Below are 10,752 nucleotides of genomic sequence, written 5' to 3' on the forward strand. Positions count from 1 at the left end.
GGTGCAGCAGCGGCCGGAGCCGATGCAGCCGCAGGCGCCGATGCTTCCGGTGCCGATGCGGCAGCAGCCGGTGCAGCGCCCGCCGGTGCGGCCGGCTCCTGCAGTTTGCCGCCAGCGGAGTTGGCCATGTAGACGATGGCGCGCTGGATTTCGTAGTCGCTCACGTCATCCGGCGACGTGCCGCCGCGTGCAGGCATGCCGCCCTTGCCGGCCAGCGCCACCTTCGTCAGGCCATCGAGGCCCTGCGACAGGCGCGGACCCCAGCTTGCCGCATCGCCAAACTTGGGCGCGCCAGCTACGCCTGCCGCGTGGCAGGTCGCGCAGACTTCCTTATAGAGCTGCTCGCCCGTCTTGAAAACGCGCGGTGCGTTCGGGTCTTTCAGTTCGAGCTGCGCAACCGGCTTGATGCGATCGTTGACCGCCTCTTCCGACATGCCGGAACCGCCCGCGCCTTCCTTGGCGCCCAGGCCAACGTAATTGGCCAGCAGGATGATGATGAGGATGGGAACGGCAAAGGCGGCGATCACCGCGATGATCAGCTGCTTGGGGGTCTTGATCAGAGGCTCGTGTTCGTCGTGTTGCGCGTCGCTCATGCTCAACTCTCAGGATGGTGGAACCGCTCTTGGAGCCCTCGAAGCGCCACCGGCAAGGTCACGAGCATCGCCGGCAGTGCGTGGGGCCGCATTGGATCGCAATGAGGGCAGGAAGACCATGACGATTGAGTCGCCGCGTCGGCCCAGACAGACCTGTCCCCGTCTTTCTTCTGGCAAATAACGCGCGATTATATCCGTAATGCCTGGGCCTTTGACACGCGGGACAGCCCTAGGCGCCGCTTTTCGACCTGCGTCAAAAACCCAACGAAACGTTGCTGCGGCACGCCTCGTACCGCCCCCTTCATGGGCCTGCGATGGACGCTTGCGCCCAAATGCGCTATCCTGCGGGGCTTCTCTTTCGGTACGTTCTGTGCCGATATGCGCCCGTAGCTCAATGGATAGAGTACTGCCCTCCGAAGGCAGGGGTTGCTGGTTCGATCCCAGCCGGGCGCGCCAAAAATCAAAGATTGCCGCGACTTGTACGGTTTTCCCACGCCAGAACCGCGCTTCCGCCGCAACGTGCAGGCCTGCCTATCCCCGAACCTTACTCAGCTCCCCTGCGTTTTTCGATCCGCTGATCGGGCTGCGGGCATGCTTGAAAAGATAGTCACCCCATCAGGAGTCGAGCTGTGAGCCGTTACTGGAGCGATATCGTTCAGCAACTTGTGCCCTACGTCCCGGGCGAGCAGCCGGCTATCGCGCGGCCCATCAAGCTGAATACGAACGAGAACCCGTACCCGCCGTCGCCGCGTGTGGTGGCAGCAATCTCGGCAGAGCTGGGGGAGACCGGCGACAGCCTGCGCCGCTACCCCGATCCGCTCTCGCGACGCCTGCGCGAGACGGTCGCCGCGCAGGTCGGCCTCAAGCCCGAGCAAGTCTTTGCAGGCAACGGGTCGGACGAGGTCTTGGCGCACGTCTTCCAGGCGCTGCTCAAGCACGACAAGCCGCTGCGCTTTCCCGACATTTCCTACAGCTTCTACCCGACCTACGCGCGGCTGTACGGCGTGCAGTGCGAAGTGGTACCGCTGGCGGACGACTTCTCCATCCGCGCCGATGATTATCTTGGCGACGCGGGCGGCGTGCTGTTCCCGAACCCGAACGCGCCGACCGGCCACGCGCTGCCGCTGGCGGAAATCGAACGGATCGTCGCCGCGAACCCGTCGTCGGTCGTCGTGGTGGATGAGGCTTATGTCGATTTCGGCGCCGAGTCCGCCATTGCGCTCATCGACCGCTATCCGAATCTGCTCGTGGTGCACACGACGTCGAAGTCGCGCTCGCTGGCCGGCATGCGCGTGGGCTTCGCGTTCGGGCACGCGGCGCTCATCGAAGCGCTCAACCGCGTGAAGGACAGCTTCAATTCGTATCCACTGGATCGCCTGGCGCAAGCTGCCGCCCAAGCGGCTTACGAAGACGATGCGTACTTCCGCGCCACGTGCGCACGCGTGATGGCGAGTCGCACGCGGCTGACGCAATCGCTGCAGTCGTTGGGGTTCGAGGTCGTGCCGTCGATGGCGAACTTCGTCTTCGCGCGGCACCCGCGTCACGATGCCGCCACGCTGGCGGCGCGCCTGAAAGAGCAGGCGATCTTCGTGCGCCACTTCAAGCTTCCGCGCATCGATCAGCATCTGCGCATTACCGTTGGCACCGACGATGAATGCGACGCATTCTTAAAGGCGCTGCAAGGTCTGCTGAAGTAAGTACGCGGGCGTCTGCGGCAAATTGCCACCGGGGTCCGCCCGCCATTTGGAGGGCACCGCCCGGCGCAGATGGCCGCATGCCTCGACCACACGGTGCATCCGCGGCATGGCGCAGTGTGGATCGAAGGCCACGGAGGCAACCGATTGCTGCACTGAGGTATGCGGAACATTGACCGTACGCAGATGCCGCAGGCCGATTGCTGTGCCAGAATGCACGAGCGGGTAAACGGCGCGCCGACGCCGTCCGCTGTCCCCTAGGGCGAGCCTGAGCACTGCGCGGGCGGCACGGGACGCCACACAACACACTCCCACAAAAGGAATCAGCATGTCCAATCGTCGTCAATTCCTGAAGAGCATCCCCATCGTGGCCGCTGCGGGCGCCGTCATGTCGATGTCGGACCTGGCACTGGCTGCACCGATGGTGGCGGAAAGCGACCCGCAAGCCAAGGCGCTGGGCTACGTGGCTGACACCACCAAGGCCGACAAGGCCAAGTTCCCCAAGCACACGCCGGATCAGCACTGCGGCAACTGCGCCCTGTACCAAGGCGGTACGGCTGCGCAAGGCGGCTGCCCGCTGTTTGCCGGCAAGGACGTCGCCAACAAGGGCTGGTGCAGCGCCTGGGCGAAGAAGGCCTGAGCGAAGCGATATCGCCGCCAAGCAAAACGGACCCTGCGGGGTCCGTTTTTTTATGGTCGCGCGCTCTACAATGCGGGCCATGCCGTTCACATTCACGCCCACGGTCCTCGTCATCGACGACGAACCGCACATCCGACGCTTCGTCCGAGCCGCACTGGAGGCGGAAGGCTGCGATGTCCACGAAGCCGATCGCGTCGAGCGCGGCCTGATCGAAGCGGGCACGCGCCAGCCAGATGCGGTGATCCTCGATCTGGGCCTGCCCGACGGCGACGGCATGCAGTTGATACGCGAGTTGCGCACCTGGACGGAAGTGCCGGTGCTCGTGCTTTCGGCCCGCGTGGACGAGCGCGACAAGATTGACGCGCTCGATGCCGGGGCCGATGACTACCTGACCAAACCCTTCGGCGTGGGCGAGCTGGTTGCACGCCTGCGCGTGCTGCTGCGGCGACATGCCAAGCGCGGCGAAGACGGCAGCAGCGTCATCCGCTTCGGTGAGGTCGAAGTCGACCTGGCACGCCGCCTGGTGAGCCGCAACGGCGAGGCGGTGCATCTCACCCCGATCGAATACCGGCTGCTGGCGGTGCTGCTCGGCCGCCGCGGCACCGTGATGACGCACCGTGAGCTGCTGCGCGAAGTCTGGGGACCCGCGCATGCCGACAGCAGCCACTATCTGCGGATCTACATGGGCCATCTGCGCCACAAGCTGGAGCGCGACCCCGCGCGGCCCGAGCACCTGCTGACCGAAGTCGGCGTCGGGTACCGCTTTACGGCGTAAGCCGGTTTACTGCTCCTTGATGCCTGCGGCGCGCACGATGCGGCCGTTGCTGTCGTACTCGGCGCGGATGGCCGCGGCAAACTGCTCGGCCGTGCCGCCGGCCGGCACCACGGCGGCCTGCGTGAGGCGCTCACGCAGATCGGGCGCAGCCAGCGCCTTGTTGATCTCCGCGTTCAGTCGGGCAATCACGGGCGCAGGCGTCTTGGCCGGCGCGAACACACCGAAGGTCGAGGCCATGTTCGCCTTGGCGTAACCGAGTTCGGTGAAGGTCGGCACATTCGGCAGCGCATCGAGCCTGTGCGGCGCACCCACCGCGAGCGGGCGCAGCTTGCCGCTCGTGATGTGTTGCATCAAGGTCGGGCCGACGTTGGTCGACATGACTTCCACCTGGCCGCCCAGCGCATCCGTCAATTGCTGGCCGCCACCCTTGTACGGGATGAGCGTGATATCCACGCGCGCCTGCGACTTGATCTGCTCCAGCGCGAGATGCCCCACCGTACCCAGGCCCGATGTCGACCAGCGGATCGAACCCGGCTTGGCGCGGGACTGGCTCAGCATGTCTGCAAAGCTCTTGCCCGTGAACGACGGCGTGCCCAGCAGGATCATCGGTGCGTACATGACGTTGGCCACGGGCGCGATGTCTTTCTGCGGGTCATACGGCAGTTTGCCGAAATGCGGATTGAGCGTGAGCGGGCTGACCGACGAGAAGCCCAGCGTGTAGCCATCGGGCGCCGACTTGGCTACGGCGTCCATGCCGATGCTGCCGCCGGCACCGGCGCGGTTTTCCACCACCACCGGCTGCCCGAGTTGCGCCGACAGTTTTTCGCCCAGCGCACGCGCCACGTTGTCGGAAATGCCACCGGTCGGATACGCGACGATGATGCGGATCGGCTTGGCCGGATAGTCCTGCGCCTGGGCAGGCACGGAGGCCAGCAGCGGCAGGCCGGCGCACAGCAGCGCGGCAGAAGCAATCAGACGACGGCGGGCAGTACGTGCGGAAGTCATGGCGCAATGTCGGGGGCAAGAAACGGAAAGGAACATTGTAGGCCGATGCCCAGGCAAGCTCGCCCCGGCCACGTAGAAAAACAGCAGGCAAAAGAAAAGGCGCCCGAAGGCGCCTTTTCCGTTCCCAATCGAGTGACAGCGTCGATTAGAAGATGTGGCGGATACCCACGCCAACGCTGGTCTGGTTCGACTTGCCAGTGCCGGCTGCGTTGCCGCCACCCGACAGTTCCGGCAGAGCTGCGTCCTTGACCTTGTTGTAGTCGACCGTGCCATACACTTGCGTGCGCTTGGACAGGGCGTACTCGGCCAGCAGAACGCCGGTGTAGCGCTTGCCGTCGTTGCCGGCGGTCAGAGCAGCGTTCTTGATGCTGTCGTAGTAGAACGCGCCCGTCAGAGCCAGCGCCGGGGTGATGTTGTACGTCACGCCCAGGATGCCGACGTGGTCACGACGCTTCGTGGCGCCCGGGGTCAGGCCAGCGCCCGAGGTGGCGTTGCCGTAGATGTTCAGGCCGAAGGCGCTGCCGCCGACGCAGTTTGCCGAGCTGTTCACGCAACCCGTGGCGTCGCTGCTGTCGATGTAGCCTGCGAACAGCTTGGCTGCGGCGATGGTGTAGTTACCACCGATACCCCAAACGGTTTGCTTGTTGCCAGCAACGTCCTTGTGCTGCTGTGCGAAGGCGCCGATGTAGGCCGGACCGAATTCATAGGCCACCGTGCCGCCAACGTACGAGTTCTGGCTAGCAGCGCCAGCCACTTCGCCAAAGCCGTAGGCCAGGCCGACCGACAGGCCGTTCCACTTGCCTTCGTACTTCAGCATGTTCGATTCACGCAGACCGGTCAGGCCGTAGTACATCCACGAGTTGCCGTCGTAGTTACCCACGCCCAGCGGGTCGAAGTTGCCGCCCGTCGTGAAGCCGAAGTTGTATTGACGGCCCAGGGTGATGGTGCCCAGGTCCTTGTTCGACAGACCCACGAACGATTGACGGTTGAACAGCGTACCGGAGCTGCTCATGCGGCCCGAGTCCGAGTTGAAGCCGCTTTCCAGCACGAACAGTGCCTTGTTGCCGCCACCCAGGTCTTCCGAGCCCTTCAGGCCCCAGCGGCTGTTCGACACAGCACCGCTTTCCATCTGGGTCACGCTGTTGCCAGCTTGGTTGGCGTTGTTGATGTAGTGAATGCTGGTATCGACAATACCGTACAGCGTCACGCTCGATTGGGCGTAGGCAGAACCTGCGAACAGGGCGCCAACTGCAACCAGAATGGCAGACTTTTTCATGTGGGCTCGTAATAAAAGAGTTGTCTCAAACCGCCCGACCCCGTGTGCATGAGGTTGGGCTCCTCCGTTTCCTTAACTTCCGTGTCGGAAGTGCCGCGCAAATTTAACAAAAGCCCATATGCGCGGCAAAGCAATTCACGGAATCGTTCTACCAAGTGTGGTAAGCGCGCATCGCTCTTAATGCACCGCACCAAATCGGCCTGCAACAAGGCTTGCAGGCGCGTCGCGCCCTGCTGTGGTGCATCAAGGTCGGCCGCGGCATTTGAACTGCTCTCTTGATTAGACAAAAAGGTTAGGAATTTGCCGAGGGCATTACGCCACTGGCGCGAATTTCAGCGCCATTCACGCTGACTTGCATCATTTCGGCGCCAACAACAAACCGTTCGTCGCACCACCGTGGATGCGGCATGCCCCCTGACCTAGGCTGTAGACCGTGGCAAGACATCAAATGACCACGCCTAAAACAGCACCGAAAATCAGTTGAAGAAGGAGTTCGCCATGCGACTCAAGCAAATGGGGTTGGCCGCCATGCTGGCGACCGGGGCCCTCGCGGCGGGCAGCGTTTGGGCGCAGGCCAGCCGCGTGGAAGTGTTCGGCCAGAATGCACGGGCCGAACGGTTTGACGTCTATAGCGACGGTGCCCGCACCGGACGCTTCGACACATATACAGAAGGGGCGCGCAGCGGCCGCTTCGATCCGTATTCGGACGGCATGCGCAGCGACCCGGCCGGCCGCGCCCGCGAGGGCGGCGGTACGGTCTACGGGTATCCGGTTCCGAATTGATGCGCTGAACGGCATTCACCGCGTTCGTCACGCGGCGGTCACGCAGCCGTTACGCATTGGATCAGTTACGGGCCGGTCTCCAGGCATCCTCCGTTTTCCGCCTCTTGGCCCACTCGGGCCCCGCTGGTGATGCGCCAGCGGGGCTTTTTCATGCGCGCTCAGATGAGCTTGTCGAGCGTGATCGGCAGTTCGCGCACGCGCCGGCCGGTGGCGTGGTAGACGGCGTTGGCGATGGCCGCCGGCACGCCGGTAATGCCGATCTCGCCGATGCCCTTGGCGCCCAGCGGGTTGACGTATGCGTCCGCCTCGTCGAGTACGAGGATGTCGATGTCGGGCACATCGGCGTTGACGGGCACGTGGTACTCCGCGAGGTTGTTGTTGACGATGCGGCCGTAGCGCGTGTCGAGCAGGCTCTCTTCGAACAGCGCCATGCCCATCCCCCAGACGATGCCGCCCATGAGCTGGCTACGCCCCGTCTTGGCATTGAGCAACCGCCCCACGCCGTAGCTGCCGACGATGCGCGGGACGCGGACCACGCCCAGATCCGCATCGACATGCACCTCGACAAACACCGCGCCGAACGAGTGCATTGAGAATTTCTGCTTTTCCTCCCCCGGCTGCACCTTGGCCGTCACCTCGATGGGGCGACCATGGCGGGCAACCACGGCAGCCACCGGTTCCCGCGCACCGCTGCGTGCGGCGAGCACACCGTCGGCCACCGTGATGTCCTCCGCGGCCAGCCCATGCAGCGGCGAACTGGCGTCGGCAATGGCCGCGGCAATCAATGCATCGCGCGCCTGCTGGCCGGCGGCCTGCACGGCGGGCGATACGCTGGCCACGCTCTGCGAGCCGCCCGACACCGGCGCTTCCGGCATGCGCGTATCGCCCAGGCTGAAGTGCACGCGGTCGACGGGCATGCCCATGGCATCGGCCGCTACCTGCGTCATCACCGTGTAGGTGCCGGTGCCCAGATCCTGCGAGCCGGATTCGACCTGCGCCGTACCGTCCGGCAGGTAGCGCGCGGTGGCGCCGGCCGCGCTGCGGTTGGCCGGATACGTGGCGGTGGCCATGCCCCAACCGATACGCGTGTTGCCGTCACGCATGCTGCCCGGCTGCGGATTGCGGCGCGCCCAGCCGAAGCGCTCGGCGCCAGCGCGGTAGCACGCAGCCAGGGACTTGCTCGACCACGGGATGCGTTTTTCCGGGTCTTGGGCGGCATCGTTGCGCAGGCGCAGCTCCACGGGGTCGATGCCCAGCGCGTAGGCCATCTCATCCAGTGCGACTTCCAGCGCGAACGTGCCGGTGGCTTCGCCGGGTGCGCGCTGGAACGTGGGCGTACCGACGTTCAGACGCGCCAGCCGATGCGTCGTCCGCTGATGGGGCGTGTCGTAAAGCATGCGGGTGACGATGGCGCAGGGCTCGGTCCAGTCCTCGATCATCGACGTGGTGGTCAGCGAGTCATGCGAGATGGCGGTGAAGCGGCCATCGCTGGCGGCGCCCAGGGCGATGCGCTGCTCGGTACGCGGGCGGCCGCCAACGGGGCCGAACATCTGCGGCCGCTCCAGGACCAGCTTGACGGGCCGCCCCACCTGCCGCGCAGCCATCGCCGCCAGCACCACGTGCGACCACACCGAACCCTTGCAGCCGAACCCGCCGCCCACGAACGGGCACACCACACGGAGCTTGTCAGGCGACAGGCCAAGCGTCTTGGCGACGGTGCGGCGCACGCCAGAGACGTATTGCGTGCTGTCGTACAGCGTAAGCGAATCGCCCTCCCACACGGCGATGGTCGCGTGCGGCTCCATCGGGTTGTGCGTTTCCATGGGCGTACCGTAAACGGCCTCGATGCGCTGCGCTGCCTGCGCCATGCCGGCAACCACGTCGCCGCGCGTGGTGTCGGCCGACTGCCCCTGCACCTTGCCGGGCGAGTGCGCATCGGCGCGGGCAGTTTCGAAATCGAGCCGCGCCGGCTGCTGGGCAACCTCCACGCGCACCATGCGCGCTGCGGCCTGCGCATGTTCCAGCGTGTCGCCCACCACCAGCGCGACGGGCTGGCCGTTGTAATGCACCTGATCGTCCTGCAGCAGCGACAGCACGCGCCCGGCCGGCGGTTCCAGCGCGGGCTTGCCACCGTTGGGCAAGCGCGGTGCGTTCTCATGCGTCATCACCAGCAGCACGCCGGGCATGGCCTGCGCGACATGGGTATCGACCCGCGTGATTCGACCGGCCGGCACGGTGCTCAGCACCAGCACCGCATGCACCAGACGCGGCACCTGGAACTCTGCTGAGTAGCGCGCCTCGCCCGTGACTTTGAGCAGACCGTCGGTGCGGTCCAGCGGTTGGCCGACGTTGCTCATGCCACACCTCCTGTCGGATTGGCGGGATTGGCGGGATTGCCCGCGATGGTGAGCGCCCGGGCCACGGCCCGCTGTGCGAGGGGCACCTTGAAGCCGTTGTCGCGCAGCGGCTGGGCGCCCTGCACAGCCAGCGCGCCCGCCTGGGCAAACAACTGCGCATCCACGGCCTGGCCCGCCAGCATCTGCTCGGCCGCATGCGCACGCCACGGCTTGTGCGCGACGCCGCCGAGCGCAATGCGCGCCTCCCGAATCGTCCGCCCATCGGTCTGCAAGGCCAGCGCCGCAGCCACCGACACCAGCGCAAACGCGTAGCTCGCGCGGTCGCGCACCTTCAGGTAATGCACGTGCGAGCCGAACACGGGCGCCGGCAGGTCGATGGCGACGATCAGCTCGCCGGGCTCGAGCGTCGTGTCGATTTCGGGATGCGCTTCCGGCAGCCGATGGAAGGCTTCGATCGGGATACGCCGCTCGCCATGCGTGCCGTGCACAACCACCGTGGCGTCCAACGCGGCCAGCGCGACGGCCATGTCGGATGGATGCGTCGCCACGCAGGCCTCGCTCGCACCCAGGATGGCGTGCATGCGGTTGAAGCCCTCGCGCGCGGCGCAGCCGGAGCCGGGCTGCCGCTTGTTGCACGCCGGGTACGCCGTGTCGTAGAAGTAATGGCAGCGCGTGCGCTGCATCAGGTTGCCGCCGTTGGTGGCCATGTTGCGCAACTGGCCCGACGCGCCCGACACAATCGCCTCACTCAGGAGCGGATAGCGCGAGCGCACCAGCGGATGCGCCGCCGTATCGGCATTGCGTGCCATCGCGCCCAGGCGCAGGCCGCCGTCGGGCAACGCGCGGATCTGCGCCAGCGGCAGACGGCTGACATCGACCAGCCGCTGCGGCTGCTCGACGCCGCCCTTCATCAGGTCCAGCAGGTTCGTGCCGCCGCCGATATAGCGCGCGCCCGGCTCGCGGCCCAGGCGCACGGCGGCTTCGATGGTCGACGCACGGTCATAGGCAATCGATTGCATGGCGGCTCCTCAAACCGTGCTGCCGGACTTGGCAGCCACCACGCGAATCGCCGCCACGATGTTGGGGTACGCGCCGCAGCGGCAGAGGTTGCCGCTCATGCGTTCGCGTATTTCGTCTTCGGTCAGCACAACCGGGCCGTCTGCGCCGAGTGCCTCGGGCGACGTGACGGTGCTCGGCATGCCGCGCCGCGCCTCTTCCAATACCGCCACCGCCGAGCAGATTTGCCCCGGCGTGCAATAGCCGCACTGAAACGCGTCGTGTTCAAGAAACGCGGCCTGCACCGGATGCAGCGCCGCACGGTCGACCACGCCGTCGTGCGCGTGCGCCAGGCCTTCGATGGTGGTGATGGCCTCGCCTTCGTGCATGATCGCCAGCGTCAGGCAACTGTTGATGCGCCGGCCGTTCACGAGGACAGTGCATGCGCCGCACTGGCCGCGGTCACAGCCTTTCTTGGTGCCGGTCAGCCCCAGCACCTCGCGCAGCGCGTCGAGCAACGTGACACGCGGCTCCAGCGACAGCGCATACGGCTTGCCATTGATGTTGAGCGAGACAGGCCGCGCCGGCGCCAAGGCAGCGGAGCGGGCCGCGCCCTGCGCCGGAGGCGCGCGC

10 protein-coding genes and 1 tRNA gene are annotated in these 10,752 nt (G+C 66.0%); 5 read left to right on the forward strand and 6 right to left on the reverse strand.

All coding sequences use genetic code 11. The annotated features are described in order from the left end of the window. The coding region (locus tag FUT88_RS24460) for a c-type cytochrome (RefSeq protein WP_147219066.1) at positions 1-593 on the reverse strand (593 nt) is incomplete at its 3' end. A gap of 380 nt (positions 594-973) precedes the next feature. Between FUT88_RS24460 and FUT88_RS24465 the strand changes: the two genes are divergently transcribed. The 4 genes from FUT88_RS24465 to kdpE all read left to right on the forward strand — a co-directional run bounded on the left by FUT88_RS24465 (position 974) and on the right by kdpE (position 3,702). Next, a tRNA-Arg gene (locus FUT88_RS24465) sits at positions 974-1,049 on the forward strand. Between the two features lie 173 nt (positions 1,050-1,222). Further along, positions 1,223-2,290 carry a histidinol-phosphate transaminase gene (gene hisC, locus FUT88_RS24470; protein ID WP_147219068.1) on the forward strand — a complete coding sequence of 356 codons (1,068 nt, stop codon included), beginning with the start codon at positions 1,223-1,225 and terminating at the stop codon, positions 2,288-2,290. 325 nt (positions 2,291-2,615) lie between these two features. Beyond that, the gene (locus FUT88_RS24475; protein ID WP_147219071.1) at positions 2,616-2,927 is read left to right on the forward strand and encodes a high-potential iron-sulfur protein; all 312 of its coding nucleotides are present in this window, start codon (positions 2,616-2,618) and stop codon (positions 2,925-2,927) included. A 70-nt stretch (positions 2,928-2,997) separates the two neighbouring features. Next, positions 2,998-3,702, forward strand: a complete 705-nt coding sequence (kdpE, locus tag FUT88_RS24480) for a two-component system response regulator KdpE (RefSeq protein WP_147219072.1) — start codon at positions 2,998-3,000, stop codon at positions 3,700-3,702. Between the two features lie 6 nt (positions 3,703-3,708). Here kdpE and FUT88_RS24485 read toward each other — a convergent pair whose 3' ends face one another. After that, the gene (locus FUT88_RS24485) at positions 3,709-4,707 is read right to left on the reverse strand and encodes a Bug family tripartite tricarboxylate transporter substrate binding protein (protein ID WP_147219074.1); all 999 of its coding nucleotides are present in this window, start codon (positions 4,705-4,707) and stop codon (positions 3,709-3,711) included. A 145-nt stretch (positions 4,708-4,852) separates the two neighbouring features. Continuing rightward, positions 4,853-5,983 (reverse strand): porin, encoded by a 1,131-nt coding sequence (locus tag FUT88_RS24490; RefSeq protein WP_147219076.1) that lies wholly within the window; start codon positions 5,981-5,983, stop codon positions 4,853-4,855. A gap of 498 nt (positions 5,984-6,481) precedes the next feature. On the opposite strand from FUT88_RS24490, the gene FUT88_RS24495 reads away from it, so the two are divergent. After that, positions 6,482-6,766 (forward strand): hypothetical protein, encoded by a 285-nt coding sequence (locus FUT88_RS24495; protein ID WP_147219078.1) that lies wholly within the window; start codon positions 6,482-6,484, stop codon positions 6,764-6,766. Between the two features lie 158 nt (positions 6,767-6,924). Here FUT88_RS24495 and FUT88_RS24500 read toward each other — a convergent pair whose 3' ends face one another. From FUT88_RS24500 to FUT88_RS24510, 3 genes are all read right to left on the reverse strand, one after another. Then, positions 6,925-9,123: a xanthine dehydrogenase family protein molybdopterin-binding subunit gene (locus FUT88_RS24500; protein ID WP_147219080.1), complete on the reverse strand. Its 2,199-nt coding sequence runs from the start codon at positions 9,121-9,123 to the stop codon at positions 6,925-6,927. Then, the gene (locus FUT88_RS24505) at positions 9,120-10,142 is read right to left on the reverse strand and encodes an FAD binding domain-containing protein (protein ID WP_147219082.1); all 1,023 of its coding nucleotides are present in this window, start codon (positions 10,140-10,142) and stop codon (positions 9,120-9,122) included. Before FUT88_RS24505 ends, FUT88_RS24500 begins: the two co-directional genes overlap by 4 nt. A gap of 9 nt (positions 10,143-10,151) precedes the next feature. Beyond that, positions 10,152-10,752, reverse strand: a 601-nt coding sequence (locus FUT88_RS24510; protein ID WP_261797287.1) for a 2Fe-2S iron-sulfur cluster-binding protein, incomplete at its 5' end; no start/stop codon positions are given.

The organism is Ralstonia sp. TCR112, from assembly GCF_007997035.1.
Taxonomy (GTDB): Bacteria; Pseudomonadota; Gammaproteobacteria; order Burkholderiales; family Burkholderiaceae; genus Ralstonia; species Ralstonia edaphi.